Source organism: Serratia sp. JSRIV002 (genome assembly GCF_019968725.1).
GTDB classification, from domain to species: Bacteria; Pseudomonadota; Gammaproteobacteria; order Enterobacterales; family Enterobacteriaceae; genus Chania; species Chania fonticola_B.
Genome location: NZ_CP074143.1, coordinates 6039865 through 6064949 on the forward strand (window position 1 = coordinate 6039865; position 25085 = coordinate 6064949).

Below are 25085 nucleotides of genomic sequence, written 5' to 3' on the forward strand. Positions count from 1 at the left end.
ACTCAACACGGTATTTTTTTCGCCCCAGTTTTACCATTAACGCTATGATTGGCGGGTGATGCTACAGGGAAGGGTATACGTAGATAATGAATATTTTGATTACTGGAGCACGGGCTCCGGTCGCAATAGAGTGGGCACGTATTGCGTTGCGCAGCGGGCACCGCGTCTGGTTGGCGGACAGTCTTAAATGGCCGCTGGGCCGCTTTTTACAAGGGATTGAAGGTTATCTACGGCTTCCCTCACCGCGCCAGGACCTTGCCGGTTATCAACAGCAGCTGCAAGGCTATCTCGACCAACATGCTATTGGGTTGCTGATCCCTACTTGTGAGGAGATCTTCTACCTCTCCCAGGCGTTTGCTGCGTATATCGGGCCTACCGAGTGGCTAATGCCAGAGCGGCAGTTGCTATTTGAACTGCATCATAAATATCAAAGCCTGAGCCTGTTAACGGCATTGGGCGAGGTGCGGACTCCCGCGACCCGATTACTGACCTCTTGCTCGCAAATTGCAGACGATCCCCAGACCATTTTGAAACCGGTTTATTCACGCTTTGGTCGCCAAGTGATCCGTACGCCAAAACCGGGTGTATTGAACGATCGGCAGCTCAACGAGCATATCCCCTGGGTGCAGCAGCAGAAATTAAACGGCGTGGCCTTGTGCAACTATGCCGTGTTCGAACATGGCAGGCTGATCGCTCATCAGGCATATCAACCCAAATATTGTTTCAATCAGGCCGCAGGCAGCTACTTTATCCCCTATCAGGATCGGCGGCTGGACGATTTTGTCTGTCAGTTTGGGGAAAAAACCGGCTTTCATGGCCAGGTGGCGTTCGATTTTATCGAACAGGACGGGGTGATTTTTGTTATTGAGTGTAACCCCAGGGCCACCAGCGGCCTGCATTTGTTGGGGTCTCAGATGTCCATCGCCGCCGATGGGCAATTGCAATACCAGCCAGCGCAGCCCAAGGCAGGACATGTGGGCGTGATCATACTGTTATTCTTTGCCTGGCAGGCTTGGCGCGATAAGCAGTTGGTGACGCTATGGCGGGACTTTCGCCAAGCGCCTAATCTGCTCAACGATCGCCGTTGGCCGATAAGTGCCGGAGCGCAGTGGTGTGCGTTGTTAGAGATGGGATACCGCAGCTTACGCTATCGGCGGCCCCTCACCGATGCCAGCACTTTCGATATCGAGTGGGACGGTTAGCATGGAGCAGGTTAATGATTGGCAGCGCCTGCAAGTGGCTCTGCTACAACAACCAGGCATGATCGCCAATCTCCAGACGTCGATGACCGAGTATCAACAGGATGGTTTCTGGATACCGGCGACGGTCAATGATTACGTACCCGGTAATTGCTATGTGGTTTCCCCGCTGGCGCTGATCGTCGATTACGCGCGGGATGAAATTATCAAAATCGATAACGGCGCGTTGCGGGCGCTGAGCAACGGGCTGACGCTGCTGCTTAAGTGGCCCTTATTGCTGGCACACGTCGATCGGCTCCAGGTGCTGAATAATCAGTGCCTTTCGACCAATATAACCAGCAGCCACTGGCAATCCCTGGATACCGACGCGTTGCGGCAACAGGCATTGCAGCGCTATCCCCAGCATACGTTGATGATACGTTCGCTTAATGGGCAGCAGACTCCCGAGTTGTTGGCGCGGCTCTCCCGGCAAGGTTGGCTGCCTATCGTCAGCCGTCAGGTTTATTGCCTGGACGATCCTTTACGCTGGTGGGGAAAAATCAATGCGCGCCGGGATGACAAACTGCTGCATCAGATGGGATGGGAGTTCAAACGGCTGTCTGCCGATGCTCCCGAGCTGATGCAGGGTGCCGAACGCCTTTATAACCAGCTCTACCTGGATAAATACAGCCGCCAGAATGTGCAGTTTACCGCTGGTTATTTATCTCAGGCCTCGCAACTGGGTGTGTTGCAACTGTACGGTTTGTTCCACCAGCAGCAGATGGTGGGGGTGTTGGGAATGGTTCAGTTGGAACAGACGGTAACGGTGCCGATCGTCGGCTATCGGACGGAATTACCCGCATCATTGGCGCTATATCGTCGGCTGATCGCCTTTGCGTTACGCTATGCCATGGATCGTAAGCTGTTTCTCAATTTGAGTTCTGGTGCGCCAGATTTCAAAAGGGTTCGCGGTTGCCAACCGGAGATTGAATACAGCATGGTTTACGTCCGGCACCTGAACGTTTATCAACGTAGCGTTTGGGCGATGATTTCCTGGCTTTCCCGCAAGGTCTATCAGCCGTTGCTGAGGCATTATCAGTTATGAGGGGCATGAAGCTTGGAAAATCCGGGTGCCGTTCAAAAAGCACACCGGATTTACTATGACTGGACCGGAGTAATGATTAACCTCTGCTTGATGTTGATTACAAGGCAGCTAACGTATCCAGCGTCATGGGGTCTTTTTCAACCATACGGATCAAAAGAAGTGCCTGTTTGTTGGGTTTGGCTCTGCCCTGTTCCCAGTTTTGATAAGTAGTGACACCGGTATGCAAGTAATCCGCAAAAACGGCTTGTGAAAGACGCAGTTTTTCACGTATTGCTTTTAACTCGTCTGGTGACATAGATATGTTTTTTTTCAGTGATACGGCGTGGGTTTTAAGCGTGATTTTACCCTCATTGTAATCACTCCAGTCTTTCATTCCCTGGGAGAGTTCTTCAAAAAGGCTGAGTTCGCTCATAAGGTGCCCCCTTGTTTCAAAATTTCCAACATCCTACGCAGCATCTCGCGCTCGTTGCGGCTAAGGTCATCTTTTTTGTCTTTGTCGTAAATGACAAAAAGCAAAAAGTGAGACTTTTCAAGCCACCAATAATAGATCACCCGCAAGCCACCTCGTTTACCTTTTCCACGACGGTGATCCGCAAATCTGACCTTCCTTAACCCGCCAGTGTGCTGGATAACATCACCGCAGAATGGATTATTCAGCAGCATCTGCTGGAATGTCTTGAATTCATCATCGGAAAGATAATCAGCACGCTTCGCTTCAAAAATACTTAACTCAACAAATATAGCATCCATAACCAGATATCTCCCTGCTACTTGGGGATATTCTACCCCCAAGTTGGGTATACATCAAAGGATGATATGCTGGTTTTTTTGCCGCTTTTGGCAATATGACAAGCGTGTAAAAAAGAGCGAAAACTGCTCATATTCAGAGAGATAGTGCAGCAACAGGCAGATTTTTGCAGATTGTTTTTTGCCTAAAAACGACGTCATCTCACTGATTTTAATAAAATAAATATCAACCATCCTCCGCTGTAATATAACTGTCATATTTCGTACATTTTACTGTCACTAAACTGTCCTATTTTCCCTTCTGCAGCAATACTTACTCTGATGAAAACGACTCAAAGTCGATTTTTGAAATATCCCATTAGGAGGGATTATGAAACTGATGCGTACCACCGTCGCCAGTATTGTGGCAGCGACTTTCTCTTTGGCCTCTGTGTCCGCCTTCGCTGCTGCTAGCCTGACCGGTGCAGGTGCGACATTCCCCGCTCCGGTGTATGCCAAGTGGGCAGATTCTTATCAGAAAGAAACCGGCAACAAGGTTAACTATCAGGGGATCGGTTCCTCTGGTGGTGTGAAGCAAATCATCGCCAACACCGTTGACTTTGGTGCTTCTGATGCCCCGCTGTCCGATGAAAAACTGGCTGCGGACGGCCTGTTCCAGTTCCCTACCGTGATCGGTGGTGTGGTACTGGCGGTGAATATTCCGGGCATCAAATCCGGTGAGCTGACTCTGGATGGTCAAACCCTGGGGGATATCTACCTGGGCAACATCAAAAAATGGAATGACCCGGCGATCGTTAAGCTGAACCCGGGCGTCAAGCTGCCGGATCAGGCTATCGCCGTGGTGCGTCGTGCTGATGGTTCCGGGACTTCTTTCGTCTTCACCAGCTATCTGGCCAAGGCTAACGCGCAGTGGAAAGAGAAGATTGGTGCAGGCTCAACCGTTAACTGGCCAACCGGCCTGGGTGGCAAGGGCAATGACGGCATCGCCGCGTTCGTTCAGCGTCTGCCTGGCTCTATCGGCTATGTTGAATACGCTTACGCCAAGCAGAACAACCTGGCCTACACTAAATTAGTGTCTGCCGATGGCAAAGCGGTTAGCCCAACCGAAGAGAGCTTCAGCGCCGCAGCCAAAGGCGCGGATTGGAGCAAAACCTTTGCGCAGGACCTGACCAACCAGAAAGGCGACAACGTCTGGCCAATCACCTCCACCACCTTCATCCTGGTGCACAAAGAGCAGAAGAAGCCTGAGCAGGGCGCAGAAGTGCTGAAGTTCTTTGACTGGGCCTACAAGACCGGTGCCAAACAGGCCAGCGAACTGGATTACGCCGCCTTGCCTGCCGAAGTGGTTGAGCAAATCCGTGCTGCCTGGAAGACCAACATCAAAGACAGCTCCGGTAAGGCCTTGTTCTAACAACGCAGGGGGTGCGGAAAACCGCGCCTCAACCTGACTGTCGGGGCCTGGCGTGCCAGGCCCTCCAAGCTTTAAACAGAAGAGTAATCTATGGCTGAGTACAAGCCGACCATGAAAGCACCGGGCAAAAACGGTGACATCATCTTCAGCGCGCTGGTCAGACTGGCGGCGCTGATTACCCTATTGTTGCTGGGCGGCATCATCGTTTCGCTGATTATCGCCTCCTGGCCAAGCATGCAGAAGTTCGGTTTTGCCTTCCTGTGGACCAAAGAGTGGGATGCGCCAGCCGAGCAGTTTGGTGCGCTGGTGCCGATCTACGGCACGGTCGTCACCTCGGTGATTGCGCTGATTATCGCCGTGCCGGTCAGTTTTGGTATTGCCCTGTTCCTGACCGAGTTGGCCCCTAACTGGCTCAAGCGCCCATTGGGGATCGCAATAGAACTGTTAGCGGCAATCCCTAGCATCGTTTACGGCATGTGGGGCCTGTTCGTGTTTGCCCCTCTGTTCGCCAAATATTTCCAGACCCCGGTGGGGGAAGTGTTGTCCGGTATTCCGATCGTTGGCGAGCTGTTCTCCGGCCCGGCATTTGGTATCGGTATTCTGGCTGCCGGGGTGATCCTGGCCATTATGATTATTCCTTACATTGCGGCGGTAATGCGCGATGTGTTCGAACAAACGCCGGTGATGATGAAAGAGTCGGCCTATGGCATCGGCTGCACCACCTGGGAAGTGATCTGGCGCATTGTGCTGCCGTTCACCAAAAACGGCGTGATCGGTGGCGTGATGCTTGGCCTGGGGCGCGCCCTGGGGGAAACCATGGCGGTGACCTTTATTATCGGTAACACCTACCAGCTCGACAGTTTCTCGCTGTATATGCCGGGCAACAGCATCACCTCGGCGTTGGCCAACGAATTCGCCGAAGCCGAATCCGGGCTACATACCTCTGCATTGATGCAGCTTGGGCTGATCCTGTTTGTGATCACCTTTATCGTCCTGGCGCTGTCGAAGTTGATGGTGATGCGCCTGGCCAAGCGTGAGGGTCGCTAACATGGCAACGATGGATATGCAAAATCCGGTAGCACTGGCGGAAAGCCGCCGTAAAATGCAGGCCTGGCGTCGGCAGAAAAACCGTCTGGCGCTGTTCCTGTCGATGGCGACTATGGCCTTTGGCCTGTTCTGGCTGGTGTGGATCCTGTTCTCGACCATTACCAAGGGCATCGATGGCATGTCGCTGGCGCTGTTTACCGAAATGACGCCGCCGCCGAATACGGCGGGTGGTGGTCTGGCTAACGCTATCGCCGGTAGTGGCTTGCTGATCCTGTGGGCCACCATTTTCGGTACTCCGCTGGGCATCATGGCGGGGATCTATCTGGCGGAATACGGCCGTAAATCCTGGCTGGCGGAAGTGATCCGCTTTATCAACGATATTCTGTTATCCGCACCGTCGATCGTCGTGGGCCTGTTCGTTTACACCGTGGTGGTGGCGAAGATGGAACACTTCTCCGGGTGGGCCGGGATTATTGCGCTGGCTCTGTTACAGATCCCGATCGTGATCCGCACCACCGAGAACATGCTCAAGCTGGTACCAGACACGCTGCGTGAAGCGGCCTATGCGTTGGGCACACCGAAATGGCGCATGATTTCCGCCATTACGCTGAAGGCATCTGTTTCCGGCATTATCACCGGCGTGCTGCTGGCGATTGCGCGTATAGCAGGGGAAACCGCTCCGTTGCTGTTTACCTCGCTGTCGAATCAGTTCTGGAGCACCGACCTGATGCAGCCGATCGCCAACCTGCCGGTCACCATTTTCAAGTTTGCCATGAGCCCGTTTGCCGAATGGCAACAGCTGGCCTGGGCCGGGGTACTGTTGATCACCCTGTGCGTACTGTTACTGAATATCCTGGCGCGTGTGATTTTCGCCAAGAAAAAGCATTCATAAAAATTTAGGTGCCGCTCAGGCGACACCGTGAAAAGAGAGAAGTCTTGATGAGTATGGTTGACTCCACTTCCAGCAGCAAAATTCAGGTACGCGATCTGAACTTTTACTACGGCAAATTCCATGCGCTGAAAAACATCACGCTGGATATCGCCAAGAACAAGGTGACCGCGTTTATCGGCCCTTCTGGCTGCGGCAAATCGACGCTGCTGCGGACTTTCAACAAGATGTACCAGCTCTATCCCGAGCAGCGTGCTGAAGGCGATATCCTGCTGGACGGGCAAAACATCCTGACCGATAACCAGGACATCGCGCTGCTGCGTGCCAAGGTGGGCATGGTGTTCCAAAAGCCAACGCCGTTCCCTATGTCGATTTACGACAACATCGCGTTTGGCGTGCGCCTGTTCGAGAAGCTGTCCCGTGCGGATATGGACGAGCGTGTCCAATGGGCGCTGACCAAGGCAGCACTGTGGAACGAGACCAAGGACAAGCTGCACCAAAGCGGTTACAGCCTGTCCGGTGGCCAGCAGCAACGTCTGTGCATTGCGCGCGGCATTGCCATTCGCCCGGAAGTGCTGTTGTTGGATGAGCCTTGCTCAGCGCTGGATCCGATTTCCACCGGCAAGATTGAAGAGCTGATCAGCGAGCTGAAGTCTGACTACACCGTGGTGATCGTGACCCACAATATGCAGCAGGCGGCGCGTTGTTCCGACTCCACCGCATTTATGTATCTGGGTGAGTTGATCGAGTTCAGCGATACTGACACTCTGTTTACCGCGCCACAGAAAAAGCAGACCGAAGACTACATTACTGGCCGCTATGGTTGATTAGGATGCATCATGGATAACCTGAATTTAAACAAACACATTTCCGGCCAGTTCAACGCTGAACTCGAGCACATCCGCACCCAGGTACTGACCATGGGTGGGCTGGTGGAGCAACAGCTGACCGATGCCATTACCGCGATGCATAACCAGGACGGTGAACTGGCCAAGCGGGTGATTGAGGGCGATGCCAAGGTCAATATGATGGAAGTGGCGATCGATGAGGCCTGCGTGCGCATCATCGCCAAACGCCAGCCGACCGCCAGCGACCTGCGCCTGGTGATGGCGATCATCAAGACCATTTCCGAGCTGGAACGCATCGGCGACGTAGCGGACAAGATCTGTCGCACCGCCCTGGAGAAATTCTCGCACCAGCATCAGCCGTTGCTGGTCAGCCTGGAGTCACTGGGCCGCCATACCGTGCAAATGCTGCACGACGTGCTGGATGCCTTTGCGCGTATGGATCTGGATGAAGCGATCCGGATTTACCGCGAAGACAAGAAGGTCGATCAGGAATATGAAGGCATCGTGCGTCAGCTGATGACCTACATGATGGAAGATACGCGCACCATTCCTAGCGTGCTGACGGCGCTGTTCTGTGCCCGCTCTATCGAGCGTATCGGCGATCGCTGCCAGAATATTTGCGAATTCATCTTCTACTTCGTCAAAGGCCAGGATTTCCGCCATATCGGTGGCGATGCGCTGGACAAACTGTTGTCAGACGGTAAAGACGAGAAAAAAGCGTAATTCAACCAGTGAGTTACTCCAGAAGGCGCTGAAGACAGCGCCTTTATGCCATTTAAAAACCGCAAAGTTAAAAAGGTTATAACTATAGCGTTTAATATTATTTCCTGACCTAAGTGAGGCTTGCTAGCTTATCAGCCAGCGGGACATCAATCACTTGGGAGCCTTTCATGAAACAGCGCGTCTTAGCCTTATCTCTGTTAGCCAGCCTGACCAGCCTTGCCACCGGTGTGGCACATGCCGATAAACTCGATGATATTCAAAAAGCTGGCGTGGTGCGTATTGCGGTATTCGATAGCAACCCACCGTTTGGTTATGTCGATCCGCAGAGCAAAAAGCTGGTGGGTTATGACGTGGACGTGGCCGAAGCCATCGGTAAGGCGCTGGGCGTCAAGGTTGAACTGCGCGCCACCAACCCGGCTAACCGCATTCCTTTGCTGGTGTCCAAAAAGGTTGATCTGATCGCGGCCAACTTCACTATCACCGACGAGCGTGCCAAAGAGGTGAATTTCAGCGTGCCGTATTTTGCTACCGGCCAGAAATTCATTGCCCATAAGGGCGTGCTGAAAACCCCTGAAGATATCAAGAAGCTGCGCATCGGCGCGGATAAAGGCACCGTGCAGGAAATTACCCTGCGTGAGCACTACCCAACGGCCAAGGTGATCTCTTACGACGATACCCCACTGGCGTTTGTTGCCCTACGTAACGGCAACGTGCAGGCCATCACCCAGGACGATGCCAAACTGGTTGGCCTGCTAGGCAACCTGCCTGCCGCGCAAAAAGCCGACTTTGAAATCTCTCCGTTCAGCATCACCAAAGAATATCAGGGCGTTGGTATCCCGAAAGGCGAAGATCGCCTCACGGCTACCGTTAACGATACCTTGATCAAACTGGAAAAAGACGGCGATGCGGTGAAGATTTACGATCGCTGGTTCGGCCCGGAAACCAAAACCGCCCAACCGCGTGGCGATTTCAAGATCGGCCCATTGGATCAGCAACCTAAAGCCTAATCTCCCTTTTCCCTCTCCCCCTGATTTTGTACCGTGGCGGAGAGGGTTGGGGTGAGGGGAAGTACCTCGTATGAATCTGCAACAACTCTCAGACTGGCTGTTGGCGCCGCAGTATCTGAGCTGGCTATGGAATGGCTTCTTGATGACCTTATGGCTGTCGGCCTGTGCCGGGCTTGCGGCAACGCTGCTGGGTTTTGGTCTGGCGGCGATGCGGGACAGCAGCCTGCGCCCCTTAAGCTGGCTGGCGGTGGCCTATAGCGCGCTATTTCGCAATACTCCTCTGCTGGTGCAACTGTTCTTCTGGTATTTCGCCGCCGGGCAAATCTTGCCCTCCTTCGCCATGCAATGGCTGAATACCCCCCACCAGTTAGGTTTTCTCGACTGGCCCTCGTTTGAATTCCTGGCGGGCTTTTTCGGTCTGACGCTTTATTCCACCGCGTTTATTGCCGAAGAGATCCGTTCTGGCATCCGTGGCGTCGCCAGTGGGCAAAAGCATGCAGCCTACGCGCTAGGGCTGACCGGTTGGCAATCGATGCGCTATGTGGTGCTGCCGCAGGCGCTGAAAATCGCTTTCCCGCCGCTGCTGGGGCAGTACATGAACGTGATTAAGAACTCATCGTTAACCATGGCGATCGGCCTGGCTGAGCTGTCTTACGCATCGCGCCAGGTGGAAACCGAAACCCTGCGGACCTTCCAGGCGTTTGGCGTGGCAACGGTACTGTATATCGCCATTATTGCCCTGTTGGAAGGTTGGGGCATGTGGCGTCAACAGCGCGAACCGCTGCGGGGACACTAAGATGGACTTTACCATTATCCAGGAAAACCTGGGCTACCTGCTGTGGGGCACCTTCCCGGATGGGCCTTTGGGCGGTGCTGCGTTGACGTTGGCGATCAGCCTGATGGCCGGGCTGGCTTCGGCAATTCTGGGCACGCTGCTGGGCGTCGCGCTGGCGATGTCGCGTGGGGTGCTGGCTGGGTTATTGGCTATGGTGCTCGGGTTCTTCCGCGCCATCCCGGTGATCATGCTGATTTTCTGGACTTACTTCCTGCTGCCAATCGTGTTTGGTGTCGATATCCCGGAAATTACCACGGTGGTGTGCGCGCTGGCGTTGATCGCCTCGGCCTATCTGGCCCATGCGGTAAAAGCGGGCATCGTGGCTATTGGTGCTGGACAGTGGCAGGCGGGGCTATCGCTCGGTTTAAACCGCTGGCAGGTGCTGCGGATGATCGTCTTGCCGCAGGCGCTGCGTATGATGGTGCCTTCGTTTATCAACCAGTGGATCTCATTGATTAAAGACACTTCGCTGGCGTACATCGTCGGCGTGGGGGAGTTGACCTTTCTGGCTACGCAGGTCAATAACCGCAGCATGGTTTACCCGATGGAAGTGTTCCTGTTTGTGGCGCTGGTCTATTTTATCTTCTGCCTGACGCTGGACGTGCTGGCGAACGGGCTGAATAAACGCCTTAGCCCGCAGACCAAAGCGCTAAAACGCAGCTGGCGCTGGTGGCGTAATCGCCCGCCGCTACCGGCTAGTTAATCAGACACAATAGGAATGGTTGCCCCTATTATACCATGGCTAATTAGTTGTCATGATTGAGGGGCTTGACGTATTACAATTTATTATCGTATTACGTTAAATTTATGATTGAGATCAACGTATTGCACTTTTTTAATGCAGCTTGAGTTATTTAGAGTATAAGTAAGATTGATTTATATATTTCCATTGGATGGTAATCATTATGAAAATTAGTGCGTTATTTATAACAACGGATCCAAGTCGGCGGCGGTATGGCGTTGCCTTGTTTGTTGGCATTATTGGCGGGATCCTCTCTGCTTTTGTCAAATGGGGGGCTGAGGTTCCGCTACCGCCAAGAACTCTGAGTGATGGCCGGGCTGAATTTAACCCGCCCTACCTTTTTTTAAGAGATTATCTTGGGATAGATCCAACCGGTACGGTATATACCTTTTCTGAGCATATTATTAATCCGGTTATGGTTACGCACGTCATATTTTCGTTGGTCTTTGCTATCGGTTACTGCTTGGTTGCCGAAGTTTTTCCAAAGATCAAACTCTGGCAGGGGGTGTTGGCGGGTATCATTGCCACCGTTGCCGTGCATGGCATTAGTTTCCCTCTGCTTGGTTTGACTCCCCCACTTTCAATGCTGCCATTTGATGAGTACCTTTCTGAAATTTTGGGGCATATATTTTGGTTTTGGGTGATTGAGATAGTACGCCGGGACTTACGTAACAGAATTACCCATGAGCCTGATGCCGAAGTTCCGCTGGGATCCTATCGTTAATCGATAAAGTTCAGCGGGGTATTTTCCCCGCTGAATATCAACGTGATTTAACGGGTAAGTTGCCAACCCCGCTGTTGCCATAGCGCAGGCAGTTGAGCCAGATCCTCAAACGTCGTCACCAGCGGGTGATCGATAGGTTGATTATGAGGATCGGCACAGAAATAGAACACCGGGATGCCAGCCGCGATCCCTGCCTGGGCACCGGCAACGGAATCATCCACCAGAATACAGCGCTCTACGGGCATCTGCATCTGTTGGGCGGCATGGAATACGATGGCCGGATCGGGCTTCCAGCGTTGAATATCGTAGCCGCTGAACAACCGGTCATCAAAATAGGACAGCATGTCGGTTAGCCCCAGCGAATGCTGCATTTTGCTCACCGGGCCGTTAGAAACGGTGCACATCGGGACATTCATCTGCGCCAGCAGCTCGCGGGCACCGGCAATCGGCTGGAGCTCGGCATCAAACAGGCGAGCCACTTCCTGGCGAAAAATGGGCTCCAGATCGCTGGCGGGTAAATTGACCCCGTGCTCGGCGTTAACCCGCTCAATGATCTCGTAGAGCTTGATCCCTTTGTACTTTTTAAATACCTCTTCCAGCGCCAGCTCGATACCGTAGTGGGCAAACATATGCACATAGGCCTTGCTGCACAGCACTTCGCTGTCTACCAGCGTGCCATCGCAATCAAATAAAACACATTCAACCTGATTCATTGGGGTAAGCGCCCTCGGTTAAGTCATAACTGCTGTTACTTTAACCGGATCGCAGCGGGTTGTCCCTCTTTGGCAATCAATCTCAATAAATACAACTTGTTGGCCGTTTTAGCCGTAAAGATGGCGAAAAAAACCTGTGAGCGAGGTCAAAACCCGGACTTTTTGTTATAGGATAGCCAGCGACAGTCCTAATCCCTCTTCGGAATTCTATAATGAGCAAACAAGACCTCAGCCTTGATGCCAATCAGGGCTTGCTTGAGCGCGTGTTTAAACTCAAGCAGCACGGCACCACGGTACGTACGGAAACGATTGCCGGCATCACCACCTTTTTAACCATGGTGTATATCGTGTTCGTTAACCCGCAGATCCTGGGCGCGGCGGGCATGGATACTCAGGCGGTGTTTGTCACCACCTGCCTGGTTGCTGCGTTGGGCAGTATCCTGATGGGCTTGCTGGCTAACCTGCCGGTGGCGCTGGCTCCGGCGATGGGCCTCAACGCGTTCTTCGCGTTTGTGGTGGTCGGCGCGATGGGTATTTCATGGCAGGTCGGCATGGGCGCTATTTTCTGGGGCGCAATCGGTTTCCTGTTGCTGACCATTTTCCGTATCCGCTACTGGATGATTGCCAATATCCCGCTGAGCCTGCGCGTGGGCATCACCAGCGGTATCGGCCTGTTTATCGCCATGATGGGGCTGAAAAACGCCGGTATCGTGGTCGCCAACCCGGATACGCTGGTAGCGGTAGGCAATCTGACCTCTCACAGTGTGCTGCTGGGAGCCTTGGGCTTCTTTATTATCGCGGTGCTGGCTTCGCGTAATATTCATGCTGCGGTACTGGTCTCAATCGTGGTGACTACGCTGATCGGTTGGGCTTTGGGTGACGTGAAATATGGCGGCGTATTCTCCCTACCGCCGGACGTCACCTCCGTGGTCGGCCAGGTGGATATCGCCGGGGCGTTGAATATCGGCCTGGCAGGTGTGATTTTCTCCTTTATGCTGGTCAACCTGTTTGACTCCTCGGGTACGCTGATCGGAGTGACCGACAAGGCTGGCCTGACGGATGAAAACGGCAAGTTCCCGCGTATGAAGCAGGCGCTTTACGTGGACAGCATCACCTCGGTCGCCGGTGCTTTTGCGGGTACCTCTTCGGTCACCGCCTATATTGAAAGCTCCTCTGGGGTGGCCGTTGGTGGGCGCACGGGCCTGACCGCCGTGGTGGTAGGCATTCTCTTCCTGCTGGTGATTTTCCTGTCACCGCTGGCGGGAATGGTGCCAACTTATGCTGCTGCGGGCGCGCTGATTTATGTGGGGGTGCTGATGACTTCCAGCCTGGCGCGGGTGAAGTGGGAAGATATGACCGAAGCGGTTCCGGCCTTTGTGACCGCCGCTATGATGCCTTTCAGCTTCTCGATCACCGAAGGGATTGCCCTTGGCTTTATCTCTTACTGCATCATGAAGCTGGGCACCGGCCGCTGGCGTGAAATCAGCCCCTGCGTGATCGTGGTGGCGCTGCTGTTCGTGCTGAAAATTGCGTTCGTTGACGGGCATTAATGCCCGCTACGTGGGGCGCAGCATGCTGCGCCCCGTTGTAAGCTCCTGTTACTCTCAAGCGCCGGGTGAGGCATCCTGCTCTCTACCCATTACCCAGCGTAAAGGCCGGTTATACCGCGTCTGCCAGCCACCGATATTATCTTCCCCCTCGGCAAAATTGGCGATCTCGACCTGATTTTTGTCTCTGAACAAGTCAGCAAAATCAAGAGCCAGCGCCCGATCGTTGAAATTCTGTCGATCGTAATAGGCAATCATGATGCGTTTGTTTTCTGCCAGTGAATGCTTCGCTGGGAGGAGGCGGCCCTTCGGGGCAATCAGCAGCGCTCCGGAATAAAACTGCGGGTAATTGGCCATCAGGTTAGCCGCGTGTAGCGCCCCCTGACCACGGGCGGTCAGGTAAACCTGTTGGAGATTAAGCTTCAGCTTGGGGCCAAGGCTTTCCAGGGTGCGTTGAATGGCGTTCTGGGTGCTGGTAGAGCTGTAGTTAGACCAGCGAAAGCTCCCCTCCGCCAGCATCTGGGTGCCGTTTATCTCAATGTAGGCCACCCCGGCTTCGGCAAACAGCAACCTATCCTCTGGAATGATGGTGGCGGCTTTCCCGTAGGGATGGAGGTAGACGATGGTTGGCCAGCCTCCGGCCGGGGGCTCGCCACTCGGCACGGCATAGTGAGGTTTACCTTCAAACTTTGCGGCGTGTTGCTGATAGCGCGCTTTGGTGGTGGCCAGAATTGAACGGTAGGTGTCACTTTGCTGAATGCTGCTGAACGAGTCGTCTTCCAGCAGATTGTAGTAATACCACAATCCTCGCTTGGCGCTAAGTTGCAGATAACGTTCGGCTAACTCGGTCTGACCCTGTTCGGCCGAGGAGGCAGCCAGTTGAAAGGGGGCCCAGATATTACGGCCATCTTCACGCATCAACGTCAGATATAGCGATGTGGCGCCGGCTTTTTTATCCTCATGATTGTACGCTGAGCGAGGTAATGGCTTACTCAGCGGGCTATGGATAGGCAGTTCTAGCGGCTCTTCTCCCTCAGGATAGAGCATGGGTGCAGCAAACAATGGACTGGTGGCAAAAGCCAAAAAGATGGCTAAAATAAAAAAAGGCATGATTTTATAACTTTGTTTTTCAATAATATTAATGAGAAAACGATGAAAAACGGCGCCTTCGATAGTGTTATCTCTGTGCGCCGCCTGGCAGCTTATTTTACACGGCGGATATAGTCGCTGAATGCGGACAACTGGCCGGTCAGGAAATCCCGCGTGCCTTGGTCAACCAGTTCACCCGCCTGCTCATCAACCTTATTCTGTATCACTCCCCCCATAAACTCAGGTTTGTTGATCACCATGGCATCCAGAAACACCAGGATCTGGCGTAGGTGATATTGGCAACGTGCTCCGCCAATCGGCCCCATAGAGCTGGTCTGGATTGCTACCGGTTTGCCAGCCAGCGGTTGGTTAGGCAAACGGGACAGCCAGTCTATGGCATTTTTCAGGCCACCTGGCACAGAGTAGTTATATTCTGGCGTTACGATGATCACGCCGTCAGCCTGACGGATTTGTTCGGCAATGGCTTCTACCGCGGCCGGGAAACCCTCTTCTTGCTGGAGGTCTGCATCGTACAGTGGGATATCGCGGATGGAGGGAAGGGCTTCGATAGTAACACCCTGAGGAGCTAACTGAGGTAAAGCGCGTGCGACGATGGCGTTATAAGAGCCTTTACGAAGGCTCCCCAGTAGCGTGACGATCTTTAGTGCTTGCTCTGACATTTTGATTCTCCCTTTTCTGATGAACAGACTCAGCTTAGAACAACCAGCAGATAATAGGGCAAATAAGGGATGTATCCTAGGTAGAGGCTAAGTCTTTATCTGTTTTTACAATTCAAAGCAGTAAATCATGCGTTAAGGAAAGTTTTGTTTTGTATATTCCCCCGAAGGCAGACGTTAAATCGGTGCTTTCAACGTGTAACAGATGCGAGGCTGGTCAATTTCATAAAGTGCGTGGAGGGAGGTGGGTTACGCGATGAAATTTCGCCACATTTCTGTAAGCCCTGGCTATCGTCATATTGCCAGCAAATCAGCCGATCCAAGCCAGGCTGATGGGCGCAGGCCCAGCTGAGATACTCCCCTGCATCACTCATGACGTGCACGTTGGGCAAGGTGTTGCAGCGTAATTGGCCGGAAAAAGGGTGCAAATTCAGCAAACCCTGGCCACTGTTACCGAGGCCAGCCAGTTTCAGCACACATTGGCGGATGCTCCACAGCTGGGTTTCGGCTTCCAAGCGGTCGTTCTGCGCCGCGATCCATGCGTTCTCCGTGGTGCTGGAGTATTGATGCAGCAGGTTGTGGCTCCGTGCGCGCATCACCTCAATATCCAACCCGACCTTGCCTTCCAGGCTCAGTAGCACGCCCACGGTATTGCCAGCATAGGCGAGGCTGAAGTCAGGGAGATGATGATCGGCAAAGCACGGGCGCCCGGTCGGTGCCGTAGCAATGGGGGGAAGTACCGGGATACCATACAAATAAAATATCATTTCGGCCAACAGGATCCGGCCTTGCAAAAAACGCCGGCGGCGCTTGACGGAAAAGCGAGCAGTTCTTTCGATCAGGTCTTCAGGGAGCCGATGAGTATCTAAACGCTCTGTAACCGCATCCCATCGGATAAAATGACAAGCCATTGTTCACTCCATGACCGAGGCTTATAAAAAACTGGAGTGTTAGAGTAAGCATTACGTTAAGTTTTTTCATTAAGAATTCGCATGATCTTTTTCTTAATTATTCTTCTGTTGAATGAAAAAGCAGCTGGGGCGGTATGGCGGCAAGGTAGTGGCGCTTTTAGCTGGCGGAAAATAAATACATTATTAACAGATGGTTAATTCTGGGCTGCGGACGCGGAGGAAGACTTTGGCTGACATACGGCCCATCTGGCTACCTCGTCAGTGCCGGATCAGGGCTACATACTTAAAGTGGTTGCTGGGCTTGCAGAGCTCGAGAGGGTGGTGTCTTTCAACGAAAATATTATCAATAAAAACAACAAGTTAATTTTATTGCACCGGGCTGAATACCGCCGAAAGAAAAACTTCGATACGGCCCGAAACATTACACTCGCGGCCGTGGATATAGTTCGTTCAATGAGTAAATTGAGCATGGCTGTACGCGTATCCACATCGGAGGAACTACATGAACCAGCACGTTGACCCGAGTATTACCCGCATCTACGAAGCTTGGCATAGCACAGTGAAGAAGCGCGATTTAGCCGGTACGGTCGCGCCATATAGCGAGTTCGACAATCTGGTGGCGTGGCACCGGCGCCTCGGCAAAGCCATTCCTGCGTGGCGGGAGACCGGGTTACAACTTGAGCATCGAATCATCGAGATCGAAGCCATGTTCGGCAAGCGCGCGAAATCAGTACCAAGTGGGGAGGACTAGCCAGCGGTAATGAGGCTACGTGGCTCGGTTGCTGACACTGGTTACGGAAAGCTCGTTGGCCCCCGTACCTTGCTCGATGCCGAAGTGCTCTCGCAGGGCTACCCATCCTAGCTTCGTGATTGAAATCGAACGGGTCCCAGGGTTCTTCTTCATCCATTTCCAGGCGATGTATGCCTTCATCAGGTGCGCACCCAGCGGACCGGCCACATGATGCTGTCTCTCCGTCCAATCGAGACATTGTCGAGCGTGGTGACCTTGCATAAGAGCAGGGTCACCGATGTCAAGGCCGATGCGCTCAAGCCATTCATATCCCTCTTCGGTAAGCACATATGTACGACCATCACTCTCCGCTATCAAATGGCGCTCCAGCATGGCCTGAGTGATCGCCACACCAACCTCTCCCGCCAGATGATCATAGCAGCAACGGGCGAACTGGAGGTTTCGTGCAGAACGATTCGGCGTGGTTCGCCAGACGGTTTCAGGAGGGCTAACACATGCCAAACTCTCCAATGCGGCAACCACTTGTGGACCGGCGAGGCGGTAGTAGCGATGACGCCCTGCACGCTGCATCGTAATCAGTCCGCCATAGAGAAGCTTGGAGAGATGGGAACTCGTGGTTTGTGCGGTGACGCCTGCGGCCTCGGCAAGCGCGCCAGCCGATAGTGCGCTGCCATCCGACAGCGTAATCAGAATGACTGCGCGAACTGGCTCGGCAATCAAGTGAGCAATCGTCGATATGTTGTAAGTGGACATGTATAGGATTTCCGTCAAAGCGCCCCGTAATGGCTACGGATATAGTTCGATACGCGTCGAATAATTTTCAAAGCAAAGCCCGATATAGTCAATTATTAATCAGTTTACTAAGGCGATGCTTCCATGAGTGATAGGAAAGACCAGCAAGCTCGAGTGCTATTGGCGACGAGTCTCAGCTACGTCATCGTCATCCTTGATACCTCCATAGTCAACGTTGCTCTAGAGCCGATCTCCGCCAGTTTCCAGACGGGCGTGTCCGGTCTTCAGTGGGTGGTCAACGCTTACACACTTACATTTGCTTGCCTGCTGCTCACGGGGGGGACGCTTGGAGATCGCATGGGGGCGAAGAGGATCTATCTTGCCGGCCTGCTGGTTTTCTCAGCGGCCTCCGCACTATGCGGTCTTGCGCCGACATTGATGGTTCTCGTCATTGCACGGGTACTTCAAGGGATCGGAGCTGCGATGCTCGTTCCCTGCTCGCTGACCCTCATCAATGGCGCATACACAAATACGGATGAGCGCGCGAGTGCGATCGGCAAGTGGGCTGGCTTCGGAGGCATCGCAATGGCTGCGGGTCCCCTTGTTGGCGGCGTGCTGATACACCTTCTGGGTTGGCGCAGCATCTTCCTGGTCAATGTCCCTTTGGCGCTACTGGGGGCATGGTTGACGACGCGCATCCGAAGCGAAGAGGTTGCCATTCATTCGACGCGCCACCTTGATGGTGCAGGGCAGATGCTCGCCATCGTTGCGTTGGCATCGTCAGTGGCTGTGCTTATTGAAAGCGCGGAGCTAGGCTGGAGTAGCCGATGGATAGCGGCAGGTGTACTGGGTTCAACGGTGGCTTGGGCACTTTTCGTGGTTACGGAAGCAAAGTCAAGAGAACCGATGTTGCCCTTGAGATTTTTCAAGAGCGCTGTGTTTTCAACTGCGGCATTGGTGTCGATGATTTCGGCCTTGGTCTTCTACGGGTTGTTCTTCCTCCTGAGCCTGTACTTTCAGACCATTCGCGGCTGGGGGGCCCTACAGACAGGTTTGGCCTTCCTGCCATTGACCGTCTTTGTGACTATTGGCAGTTTCCTCTCTGGTGCGCTCGGCAAGCGGTATGGATCCTTGCGCCTCGTTGCTGGCGGGTTTCTGCTGTACGCGATCGGCTTTCTCGGCCTGTATGCCGTGACGGATAACGGTCCGTACTGGCGCATTGCATTATGTTTTCCCGCCATGGGATTTGGCGCGGGGGTTATTACTCCTGCGGCTACAGCTTCATTGATGAATATTATCGATCGGTCACGAGCTGGCATAGCCGCAGGTGTTTTGAATGCCAGCCGCCAGGCCGGCTCTGCATTTGGCGTAGCAATTTTTGGCGCCCTGCTGGCGGGAGTCGGGGCAGCAAAGGAAGGCATAAGCTTGGCCATCAGCATTGCTATCGGACTTTCACTGCTTGCAGCCCTGTGCTGGATAGCGGCGCTCGCATGGCATGCACGGGGACAAGTATCCACGGGGTCATAGTTGCCAACTCTATGGAAAGAGTAAGGGGTTTAAAGGAAGTGCTGGAATCGGAGACGTCGTTCTCTGCTTGCTGCACAAGAAACTGCATCCGCAGAAACGAAGGGAGTAGCAGATGCACACCTGTTCAGAGCACGAACTTGTAGCGCTTGCCGGAATCTGAGTCTTGCCGCTCTATTGCACCCACACCCACACATTACCAGTGCCTTCTTCGAGCAACGAAGCGAGTTCCAATGGCATCCTGGCTTGATGCTGCCGAATTTAACGCTGCAGATTTCGTTCATGAAGGACCTGGTTAGCTTGGTGGATCCTACCAGTAAACTATCTTTCCTCGCCTATCTGGCGTTTCCCATCATGCCAGGGTTGGGCAAGGCACTCTGGTCGAGGTTGGGTTGTGAAGGTGATCCTCAACGCGATCAGCTACTGGCCAGGTCGCAACCTGAGTTTCAGGACATGGGCAGCCCATGGTTCCTCCCCCTGTCGATTGAATCACTGCGACCATGCCTGCCCGCAAGCCTTATAGGGCAAGCAAGCTGCAAAATGCCATGGGGCCATTATCGAAGAGCATCGTACAGTCAGCCGAATTTTGTCTCGAAAGAGGCTAGTTGAGGTGGTAGAGACAGATACAGGCTTGGTTCGAAGCCCTTTGATTGTCAACGCGGCCGGCCCTTGGGCCGCAGCCTTATCAGAAAGTTGCCAAGCCCCGCTGCCCATATCAGCATCACGCCAGTGTGTGGCCATCATACAGCTCCAGAACGATGAAAATGGGAAGAGGTTGCCAGGCTACAGTGACCGTCAACGCGGGTTCTATCTTCGCCCTTCGGCAGTTAATCAGTATATGATCGGTTCGCTGGCGCAGCACGATAGGGAGCTGGCAGACCCGGATCGGCTTGACCGACAGATGAGTGAATCTGCGATACGACAGTTCGTTACGCGCGCCGAAACCCGATTTGGCAGATTCGGATCGGTGAGCCCTGTGGGTAGCCGTGTCTCGTTCTTCGATGATACGCCCGATGGCAACCCAATCATTGGTGCCGATCCGAGAGTGGAAGGGTTGTTTGTTGCCGCAGGCTTATCTGGACATGGGTTCAAGTTTGCTCCGGTGTTTGGACCGGCGATATTGCAGGCCATCACTTCTAAGACTTGCATGAAAGGTATGGAGGCCTTTGCTGTCGAGAGATTCTTGAGGCACAGACTGTAGTAAGTGCACTTAGTGAGCTTTTCGGGCTCAGTGAGTGCCATCTGGATGTCCAAGTAGAGGAAGGTTCGGGCTAAAATCGCTACTTGGACATAAACCAGGTGGCTATCAGAGTGCTTCGATGGAGCAAGGTGGACGCCGGTTATTTACCAATACAGAAGCTGGAGAAGATGCGCCCGAGCAGATCATCAGAAGTAAACTCCCCGGTGATTTCGCTCAACGCCTGCTGTGCCAACCGTAGTTCCTCAGCCAGCAGTTCCCCTGCGTAAGCGCTCACTAACTGTTCTTTACCCTGCACCAGATGCTGTGCCGCTTGCTCCAGAGCCTGCAAGTGACGGCGGCGGGCCAAGAAGCCGCCTTCCATATTGCTGGTGAAGCCCATGCTCTGTTTCAGATGGTCACGCAGTAGGTCGATCCCCTCACCGGTACGTGCCGACAGGCGAATTAGTGAGTGACCATTTACTTCGCTTAGGCCCAATGCCTCGCCGGTAATGTCGGCCTTGTTGCGCACGACGGTGATCGGCAAGGTGCTGGGCAGACGTGCCATAAACTCTGGCCAAATCTCGGCGGGCTCGGTGGCGGAGGTGGTGGTGCCATCCACCATAAACAGCACGCGATCCGCCTGTTCGATCTCGTTCCAGGCACGTTCGATGCCGATACGCTCAACTTCGTCGCTGGCTTCCCGCAGCCCGGCGGTATCGATAATGTGCAGTGGCATGCCATCGATATGAATATGTTCGCGCAACACATCGCGCGTGGTGCCTGCAATGTCGGTGACGATGGCTGCTTCACGCCCTGCAAGCTCATTGAGCAGGCTGGATTTTCCGGCGTTGGGCCGCCCGGCGATCACCACCTTCATCCCTTCACGCAGCAGGCTGCCTTGTCGCGCCTCGGCCCGCACGCCATCCAGATCGGCCATCACACCGTTCAATTGGGCTTCAATTTTGCCATCCGAAAGGAAGTCGATTTCCTCATCCGGGAAGTCGATGGCCGCTTCTACGTAGATGCGCAGGTGAGTGAGCGCTTCCACAAGCTGATGGATACGGAGGGAAAAAGCACCTTGCAGCGAGTTCATGGCTGAACGGGCTGCCTGTTCAGAACTGGCATCGATCAGATCGGCAATGGCTTCGGCCTGGGCCAGATCCAGCTTGTCATTGAGGAAAGCGCGCTCCGAGAACTCACCTGGGCGGGCAATCCGCACGCCTGGTAGCGCCAACACGCGTTTGAGCAACAGATCGAGGATCACCGGCCCACCGTGGCCCTGTAGTTCCAGCACGTCCTCACCGGTAAAGGAATTGGGGCCGGGGAACCACAGTGCGATCCCCTGATCCAGCGTACTGCCTTCAGCGTCACGGAACGGCAGATAATCGGCATAACGCGGCTTAGGCAGTTTACCGAGTACCGCCAGGGCAACGTCCTTGGCTCCGCGGCCAGAAATGCGCAGGATGCCGACACCGCCGCGTCCGGGCGGGGTAGCAAGAGCAGCGATGGTATCGGTGGTGTTCATAGCGGTTTATCTCTCTGACAATATGCAAAAAGGCGGTCTAATGACCGCCTCTACTGGCAACGTGACTGGTGTCGTAGGGGCATAAGCCCCTACGGGTGTTGCCTAACTCAATACTAGACTTTCTTCTTGTCGCGGCTGTGCAGACCACGTTTTTCCAGCCCGCGGTAAATCAGCTGCTGCTGGACGATGGTCACCAGGTTACTGACGATATAGTACAGCACCAGACCAGACGGGAACCACAGGAAGAACACTGTGAAGATCACCGGCATAAAGGTCATGATTTTCTGCTGCATCGGGTCAGTCACGGTGGTGGGTGACATCTTCTGGATGAAGTACATGGTCACACCCATCAGCACTGGCAGGATGTAGTACGGGTCTTGCGCCGACAGGTCATGGATCCACCAGATGAACGGCGCATGACGCAGCTCAACCGAGCCCATCAGCATGTAGTACAAGGCCAGGAAGATTGGCATCTGGATAACCAGCGGCAAGCAACCCCCTAACGGGTTCACCTTCTCAGCTTTGTACAGCGCCATCATTTCCTGGCTCATACGCTGCTTGTCATCACCGATACGTTCACGCATCGCCTGCAGTTTTGGCTGCAGCATGCGCATTTTGGCCATCGAGGTGTACTGCGCTTTGGTCAGCGGGTACATGATGCCGCGCACGATGAAGGTGATGATGATGATCGAGAAGCCCCAGTTGCCGATGAAACTGTGAATGAACTTCAGCAGTTTGAACAGCGGTTGGGAGATGAACCACAGCCAGCCGTAATCGACGGTCAGATCCAGATGCGGTGCCAGTTGGGCCATCTGATCTTGCAGCTCCGGGCCAACCCACAGGGTAGCATTCAGCTGTTTCTCAGCGCCTGGTTGCACAATCACTGGCTCAGCTTTAAAGCCGATGGCAGACAGGTTGGTACCTGGCTTAGAGGTATAGAACGTGTTGACGCCCTGAGTCTGCGGCACCCACGCGGTGGCGAAGTACTGTTGCAACATCGCAATCCAGCCGCCCTGGGTGGTGACGTTCAGATTCTCATCCTTGTCGAACGCATACTTCTGGTATTTGTCTTCGCTGGATGAGTAAGCCGCACCACGGAAGGTGTGCAGTGCAAAGTTGTTGCTGCCAGTGTCACGATGCTTAGGCAAGTCGGTGGTCTGCTTCAACTGGCCAAACAGGGTCAGTTCCAGCGGAGTCGCGCTTTTGTTGACGATGGAGTAGTCCACGCCAACGGCATAATGGTTACGCTTGAGCACAAAGGTCTTGGTGAAGACCGAACCGTCTTTGCCGGTAAAGGTCAGCGGAATACGCAGTTCATCCTGGCCATCAGCCAGCGTGAAGGTATCCTGCGCCGCCTCAAACAGAGGACGCTCGCCGTTTGCCGGGTTATCCGGGCCGTCTCGGCCCGTCAGGCCGCTTTGTGCCTGGTAGACGAATGACGGGGTGGATTCCAGCAGCGTAAATGGAGTCGATGAACCCAGGGTTTCCGGGTAGGCCAACAGTTTAGCCTGCTCGATATCGCCACCACGGGTATTGATGGTCAGCGACAGCACGTCAGTGTTAACGGTGATCAGTTTACCCTGGCCACTGCCTGGTACAGCTGAACTTGCGGCATCACCGGTTGCTGGGTTCGCAGTCTGTTGCGTGGTCTGGGTGGCTACTGGTTGCGGAGCGTTGTCCACTTGCCAGGCCTGCCAGATCATGAAAGACACGAACAGCAGAGCGATGAGGAGAAGATTGCGTTGCGAATCCATCGTTAGTGTTCTCTGTTATCGTCGGTTTTCGGCGGCACGGGATCATCGCCACCTGGGTTCAAAGGGTGGCATTTTAATACGCGTTTCAATGTCAACCAACTGCCTTTTAACATGCCAAACCTGCGTAATGCCTCAATTGCGTAATGAGAACATGTCGGCTGGAAGCGACAACGTGGCCCAAGCAGCGGGCTGAGCACGAGCTGATACGCCCGAACCAGCCCGATCAGGATGCGGGAGCCTGGCGACAGTGGCGACGCCATAATTTTTCCAAAGCTTCCGTCAGTGCACGATTATCCAAATCCGCTATCCCTTTTTTGGCCACCACCACAAAATCCATCGCCGGTAGCTCGTGCTGACGTAAACGGAAGCTTTCGCGGGTTAGGCGTTTGATCCGGTTGCGTTCATGCGCGCGTTTGACGTGTTTTTTGGCGACGGTAAGACCGATGCGGGGATGCCCCAGCTGGTTCAGGCGGCCGAGGATGGTGATTTGCGGCGTGCCAGCCCGTTGTGGCTGCTGGAAGACGAAAGTGAAATGAGTGGGAGTTAACAAACGTAACTCCCTAGGAAAAGCGAGCTTAACCACTCAGCGGGTTAGCTTTTATTACTTAGAAACAGTCAGACGAGTACGGCCTTTCGCACGACGGCGGGCCAGAACTTGACGACCATTCTTGGTTGCCATACGAGCACGGAAACCGTGGCTACGGTTACGCTTCAGTACGGACGGTTGGAAAGTGCGTTTCATAGCGATTTCTACCTAAACTTAAATGAAATACTGATAAGTCAAATGCGTTTGGCTACTCGGCGTGAAGATGACCGACGCCTCAATCGCAATACATAAAGAGGCGGGATTGTAATAATTGTACAGTCCTGAGTCAATTCACATCGCGCTAGCCTACCTGGTTGTCTGCCAATTCGGAGTAAAATCCGGTGTTGGCCCGTGGTCACCGCAGAATCCTGTCTTGGCTAAATGACTCACCATTAAGGAACCAGGTATCACACGTGGGCGAAGATTATACGGACTCGGGGGTAAATCACAAGGATCTCCGTACGATCCTGCGTGTTTTCTGCAAGGATCCGCGTGGATAACCAGGTATAACCTGTGAAAGATGCTAAAACCCGGCCCCACAGGTTCAGATCTCATCGGTGTCGATCCTGCGCTGATTAAAAACTGGCCACTCTTCAAGGGCTGTGGATAAAATGGATCTAATCTGTGATGAAGGGGAGGATCTCTTGCGCAGATTGCGCTATGATCCGTCATTCCGATCGCGATCCCAAAACAGGATCGTTAAGGGCATAAACCGTGAAAGGCGGTTCGCATACCCTACAGGTTTTTCAGCCAATACCGGGCGTGTGTCAAAAATCATGAGTTATAAAAAAGTAGCCTGATTCTTTTCTTTTTATTGATCTTGTTCGAGTGGAGTCCGCC

28 protein-coding genes are annotated in these 25085 nt (G+C 53.7%); 16 read left to right on the forward strand and 12 right to left on the reverse strand.

Annotated elements, in window-relative coordinates; translation table 11 throughout:
- Positions 1-86: 86 nt before the first annotated feature.
- Entirely contained in the window at positions 87-1202 is a 1116-nt protein-coding gene (locus KGP26_RS28330; protein ID WP_223500570.1) for a hypothetical protein, read from the forward strand.
- Between the two features lies 1 nt (position 1203).
- Complete coding sequence (locus KGP26_RS28335; protein WP_223664857.1) at positions 1204-2283, forward strand: GNAT family N-acetyltransferase; 1080 nt, start codon at positions 1204-1206, stop codon at positions 2281-2283.
- A gap of 97 nt (positions 2284-2380) precedes the next feature.
- Here the strand turns inward: KGP26_RS28335 and KGP26_RS28340 are convergent, their stop codons facing one another.
- Both KGP26_RS28340 and KGP26_RS28345 read right to left on the reverse strand, forming a co-directional pair.
- Positions 2381-2695, reverse strand: a complete 315-nt coding sequence (locus KGP26_RS28340; RefSeq protein WP_021181420.1) for a DNA-binding transcriptional regulator — start codon at positions 2693-2695, stop codon at positions 2381-2383.
- Positions 2692-3033, reverse strand: a complete 342-nt coding sequence (locus KGP26_RS28345; protein WP_223664858.1) for a toxin — start codon at positions 3031-3033, stop codon at positions 2692-2694. Before KGP26_RS28345 ends, KGP26_RS28340 begins: the two co-directional genes overlap by 4 nt.
- 367 nt (positions 3034-3400) lie before the next feature.
- Between KGP26_RS28345 and pstS the strand changes: the two genes are divergently transcribed.
- From pstS to KGP26_RS28390, 9 genes are all read left to right on the forward strand, one after another.
- A complete protein-coding gene (gene pstS / locus KGP26_RS28350) occupies positions 3401-4441 on the forward strand; it encodes a phosphate ABC transporter substrate-binding protein PstS (RefSeq protein WP_021181417.1) in 1041 nt (346 codons plus the stop codon).
- A 90-nt stretch (positions 4442-4531) separates the two neighbouring features.
- On the forward strand, positions 4532-5488 hold the full coding sequence (gene pstC / locus KGP26_RS28355; RefSeq protein ID WP_021181416.1) for a phosphate ABC transporter permease PstC: 957 nt from the start codon (positions 4532-4534) through the stop codon (positions 5486-5488).
- A 1-nt stretch (position 5489) separates the two neighbouring features.
- The gene (gene pstA / locus KGP26_RS28360) at positions 5490-6380 is read left to right on the forward strand and encodes a phosphate ABC transporter permease PstA (RefSeq protein WP_059199278.1); all 891 of its coding nucleotides are present in this window, start codon (positions 5490-5492) and stop codon (positions 6378-6380) included.
- Positions 6381-6433: 53 nt separating this feature from the next.
- The gene (pstB, locus tag KGP26_RS28365; protein ID WP_370454353.1) at positions 6434-7204 is read left to right on the forward strand and encodes a phosphate ABC transporter ATP-binding protein PstB; all 771 of its coding nucleotides are present in this window, start codon (positions 6434-6436) and stop codon (positions 7202-7204) included.
- A 12-nt stretch (positions 7205-7216) separates the two neighbouring features.
- The gene (gene phoU / locus KGP26_RS28370) at positions 7217-7948 is read left to right on the forward strand and encodes a phosphate signaling complex protein PhoU (RefSeq protein ID WP_024484696.1); all 732 of its coding nucleotides are present in this window, start codon (positions 7217-7219) and stop codon (positions 7946-7948) included.
- 167 nt (positions 7949-8115) lie between these two features.
- Complete coding sequence (locus KGP26_RS28375) at positions 8116-8955, forward strand: ABC transporter substrate-binding protein (RefSeq protein WP_024484697.1); 840 nt, start codon at positions 8116-8118, stop codon at positions 8953-8955.
- A 70-nt stretch (positions 8956-9025) separates the two neighbouring features.
- A complete protein-coding gene (locus tag KGP26_RS28380; protein ID WP_179248633.1) occupies positions 9026-9751 on the forward strand; it encodes an amino acid ABC transporter permease in 726 nt (241 codons plus the stop codon).
- Position 9752: 1 nt separating this feature from the next.
- Positions 9753-10493, forward strand: coding sequence for an amino acid ABC transporter permease (locus KGP26_RS28385; RefSeq protein WP_094982463.1), 741 nt, complete (start codon positions 9753-9755; stop codon positions 10491-10493).
- Positions 10494-10695: 202 nt separating this feature from the next.
- Positions 10696-11256: a DUF1440 domain-containing protein gene (locus KGP26_RS28390; protein WP_059199275.1), complete on the forward strand. Its 561-nt coding sequence runs from the start codon at positions 10696-10698 to the stop codon at positions 11254-11256.
- Positions 11257-11303: 47 nt separating this feature from the next.
- Here KGP26_RS28390 and yieH read toward each other — a convergent pair whose 3' ends face one another.
- Entirely contained in the window at positions 11304-11969 is a 666-nt protein-coding gene (gene yieH, locus KGP26_RS28395; protein ID WP_223664859.1) for a 6-phosphogluconate phosphatase, read from the reverse strand.
- Between the two features lie 212 nt (positions 11970-12181).
- Here yieH and KGP26_RS28400 point away from each other — a divergent pair, with 212 nt between their 5' ends.
- Positions 12182-13519: an NCS2 family permease gene (locus KGP26_RS28400; protein WP_059199273.1), complete on the forward strand. Its 1338-nt coding sequence runs from the start codon at positions 12182-12184 to the stop codon at positions 13517-13519.
- Between the two features lie 54 nt (positions 13520-13573).
- Here KGP26_RS28400 and KGP26_RS28405 read toward each other — a convergent pair whose 3' ends face one another.
- The 3 genes from KGP26_RS28405 to KGP26_RS28415 all read right to left on the reverse strand — a co-directional run bounded on the left by KGP26_RS28405 (position 13574) and on the right by KGP26_RS28415 (position 16193).
- Entirely contained in the window at positions 13574-14626 is a 1053-nt protein-coding gene (locus tag KGP26_RS28405) for a hypothetical protein (protein ID WP_094982464.1), read from the reverse strand.
- A gap of 92 nt (positions 14627-14718) precedes the next feature.
- The gene (locus KGP26_RS28410; protein WP_021181402.1) at positions 14719-15285 is read right to left on the reverse strand and encodes an NADPH-dependent FMN reductase; all 567 of its coding nucleotides are present in this window, start codon (positions 15283-15285) and stop codon (positions 14719-14721) included.
- Positions 15286-15473: 188 nt separating this feature from the next.
- Entirely contained in the window at positions 15474-16193 is a 720-nt protein-coding gene (locus KGP26_RS28415) for a 4'-phosphopantetheinyl transferase superfamily protein (RefSeq protein ID WP_223664860.1), read from the reverse strand.
- Positions 16194-16695: 502 nt separating this feature from the next.
- On the opposite strand from KGP26_RS28415, the gene KGP26_RS28420 reads away from it, so the two are divergent.
- Positions 16696-16944, forward strand: a complete 249-nt coding sequence (locus KGP26_RS28420) for a hypothetical protein (protein ID WP_179248630.1) — start codon at positions 16696-16698, stop codon at positions 16942-16944.
- Positions 16945-16959: 15 nt separating this feature from the next.
- Here the strand turns inward: KGP26_RS28420 and KGP26_RS28425 are convergent, their stop codons facing one another.
- Positions 16960-17697, reverse strand: a complete 738-nt coding sequence (locus KGP26_RS28425) for a helix-turn-helix transcriptional regulator (RefSeq protein ID WP_179248629.1) — start codon at positions 17695-17697, stop codon at positions 16960-16962.
- Positions 17698-17820: 123 nt separating this feature from the next.
- Here KGP26_RS28425 and KGP26_RS28430 point away from each other — a divergent pair, with 123 nt between their 5' ends.
- The 3 genes from KGP26_RS28430 (at position 17821) to KGP26_RS30465 (ending at position 20401) form a co-directional block, all read left to right on the forward strand.
- On the forward strand, positions 17821-19203 hold the full coding sequence (locus KGP26_RS28430; RefSeq protein WP_179248628.1) for an MFS transporter: 1383 nt from the start codon (positions 17821-17823) through the stop codon (positions 19201-19203).
- Positions 19204-19377: 174 nt separating this feature from the next.
- Positions 19378-19809: a SidA/IucD/PvdA family monooxygenase gene (locus KGP26_RS30460; RefSeq protein WP_371824930.1), complete on the forward strand. Its 432-nt coding sequence runs from the start codon at positions 19378-19380 to the stop codon at positions 19807-19809.
- The gene (locus KGP26_RS30465; RefSeq protein WP_371824931.1) at positions 19787-20401 is read left to right on the forward strand and encodes an NAD(P)/FAD-dependent oxidoreductase; all 615 of its coding nucleotides are present in this window, start codon (positions 19787-19789) and stop codon (positions 20399-20401) included. The genes KGP26_RS30460 and KGP26_RS30465 overlap by 23 nt, the downstream gene beginning before the upstream one ends.
- Positions 20402-20540: 139 nt before the next feature.
- Here the strand turns inward: KGP26_RS30465 and mnmE are convergent, their stop codons facing one another.
- The 5 genes from mnmE to rpmH form a co-directional block, all read right to left on the reverse strand.
- Positions 20541-21905, reverse strand: coding sequence for a tRNA uridine-5-carboxymethylaminomethyl(34) synthesis GTPase MnmE (gene mnmE, locus KGP26_RS28445; protein WP_021181398.1), 1365 nt, complete (start codon positions 21903-21905; stop codon positions 20541-20543).
- Positions 21906-22018: 113 nt separating this feature from the next.
- A complete protein-coding gene (yidC, locus tag KGP26_RS28450; RefSeq protein ID WP_021181397.1) occupies positions 22019-23659 on the reverse strand; it encodes a membrane protein insertase YidC in 1641 nt (546 codons plus the stop codon).
- Between the two features lie 2 nt (positions 23660-23661).
- Positions 23662-23919, reverse strand: a complete 258-nt coding sequence (gene yidD / locus KGP26_RS28455; RefSeq protein WP_025120915.1) for a membrane protein insertion efficiency factor YidD — start codon at positions 23917-23919, stop codon at positions 23662-23664.
- Positions 23883-24242, reverse strand: a complete 360-nt coding sequence (gene rnpA / locus KGP26_RS28460) for a ribonuclease P protein component (protein ID WP_004950547.1) — start codon at positions 24240-24242, stop codon at positions 23883-23885. The genes yidD and rnpA overlap by 37 nt, the downstream gene beginning before the upstream one ends.
- Positions 24243-24260: 18 nt before the next feature.
- On the reverse strand, positions 24261-24401 hold the full coding sequence (gene rpmH, locus KGP26_RS28465; RefSeq protein ID WP_004093983.1) for a 50S ribosomal protein L34: 141 nt from the start codon (positions 24399-24401) through the stop codon (positions 24261-24263).
- Between the last annotated feature and the right edge of the window lie 684 nt (positions 24402-25085).

Excerpts from the sequence above, each read along its gene's own strand:
- KGP26_RS28330 (WP_223500570.1), top strand. The coding sequence starts at position 87 with ATGAATATTTTGATTACTGGAGCACGGGCTCCGGTCGCAATAGAGTGG.
- KGP26_RS28335 (WP_223664857.1), top strand. The coding sequence starts at position 1,204 with ATGGAGCAGGTTAATGATTGGCAGCGCCTGCAAGTGGCTCTGCTACAA.
- KGP26_RS28340 (WP_021181420.1), bottom strand. The coding sequence starts at position 2,695 with ATGAGCGAACTCAGCCTTTTTGAAGAACTCTCCCAGGGAATGAAAGAC.
- KGP26_RS28345 (WP_223664858.1), bottom strand. The coding sequence starts at position 3,033 with ATGGATGCTATATTTGTTGAGTTAAGTATTTTTGAAGCGAAGCGTGCT.
- pstS (WP_021181417.1), top strand. The coding sequence starts at position 3,401 with ATGAAACTGATGCGTACCACCGTCGCCAGTATTGTGGCAGCGACTTTC.
- pstC (WP_021181416.1), top strand. The coding sequence starts at position 4,532 with ATGGCTGAGTACAAGCCGACCATGAAAGCACCGGGCAAAAACGGTGAC.
- pstA (WP_059199278.1), top strand. The coding sequence starts at position 5,490 with ATGGCAACGATGGATATGCAAAATCCGGTAGCACTGGCGGAAAGCCGC.
- pstB (WP_370454353.1), top strand. The coding sequence starts at position 6,434 with ATGGTTGACTCCACTTCCAGCAGCAAAATTCAGGTACGCGATCTGAAC.
- phoU (WP_024484696.1), top strand. The coding sequence starts at position 7,217 with ATGGATAACCTGAATTTAAACAAACACATTTCCGGCCAGTTCAACGCT.
- KGP26_RS28375 (WP_024484697.1), top strand. The coding sequence starts at position 8,116 with ATGAAACAGCGCGTCTTAGCCTTATCTCTGTTAGCCAGCCTGACCAGC.
- KGP26_RS28380 (WP_179248633.1), top strand. The coding sequence starts at position 9,026 with ATGAATCTGCAACAACTCTCAGACTGGCTGTTGGCGCCGCAGTATCTG.
- KGP26_RS28385 (WP_094982463.1), top strand. The coding sequence starts at position 9,753 with ATGGACTTTACCATTATCCAGGAAAACCTGGGCTACCTGCTGTGGGGC.
- KGP26_RS28390 (WP_059199275.1), top strand. The coding sequence starts at position 10,696 with ATGAAAATTAGTGCGTTATTTATAACAACGGATCCAAGTCGGCGGCGG.
- yieH (WP_223664859.1), bottom strand. The coding sequence starts at position 11,969 with ATGAATCAGGTTGAATGTGTTTTATTTGATTGCGATGGCACGCTGGTA.
- KGP26_RS28400 (WP_059199273.1), top strand. The coding sequence starts at position 12,182 with ATGAGCAAACAAGACCTCAGCCTTGATGCCAATCAGGGCTTGCTTGAG.
- KGP26_RS28405 (WP_094982464.1), bottom strand. The coding sequence starts at position 14,626 with ATGCCTTTTTTTATTTTAGCCATCTTTTTGGCTTTTGCCACCAGTCCA.
- KGP26_RS28410 (WP_021181402.1), bottom strand. The coding sequence starts at position 15,285 with ATGTCAGAGCAAGCACTAAAGATCGTCACGCTACTGGGGAGCCTTCGT.
- KGP26_RS28415 (WP_223664860.1), bottom strand. The coding sequence starts at position 16,193 with ATGGCTTGTCATTTTATCCGATGGGATGCGGTTACAGAGCGTTTAGAT.
- KGP26_RS28420 (WP_179248630.1), top strand. The coding sequence starts at position 16,696 with ATGAACCAGCACGTTGACCCGAGTATTACCCGCATCTACGAAGCTTGG.
- KGP26_RS28425 (WP_179248629.1), bottom strand. The coding sequence starts at position 17,697 with ATGTCCACTTACAACATATCGACGATTGCTCACTTGATTGCCGAGCCA.
- KGP26_RS28430 (WP_179248628.1), top strand. The coding sequence starts at position 17,821 with ATGAGTGATAGGAAAGACCAGCAAGCTCGAGTGCTATTGGCGACGAGT.
- mnmE (WP_021181398.1), bottom strand. The coding sequence starts at position 21,905 with ATGAACACCACCGATACCATCGCTGCTCTTGCTACCCCGCCCGGACGC.
- yidC (WP_021181397.1), bottom strand. The coding sequence starts at position 23,659 with ATGGATTCGCAACGCAATCTTCTCCTCATCGCTCTGCTGTTCGTGTCT.
- yidD (WP_025120915.1), bottom strand. The coding sequence starts at position 23,919 with ATGGCGTCGCCACTGTCGCCAGGCTCCCGCATCCTGATCGGGCTGGTT.
- rpmH (WP_004093983.1), bottom strand. The coding sequence starts at position 24,401 with ATGAAACGCACTTTCCAACCGTCCGTACTGAAGCGTAACCGTAGCCAC.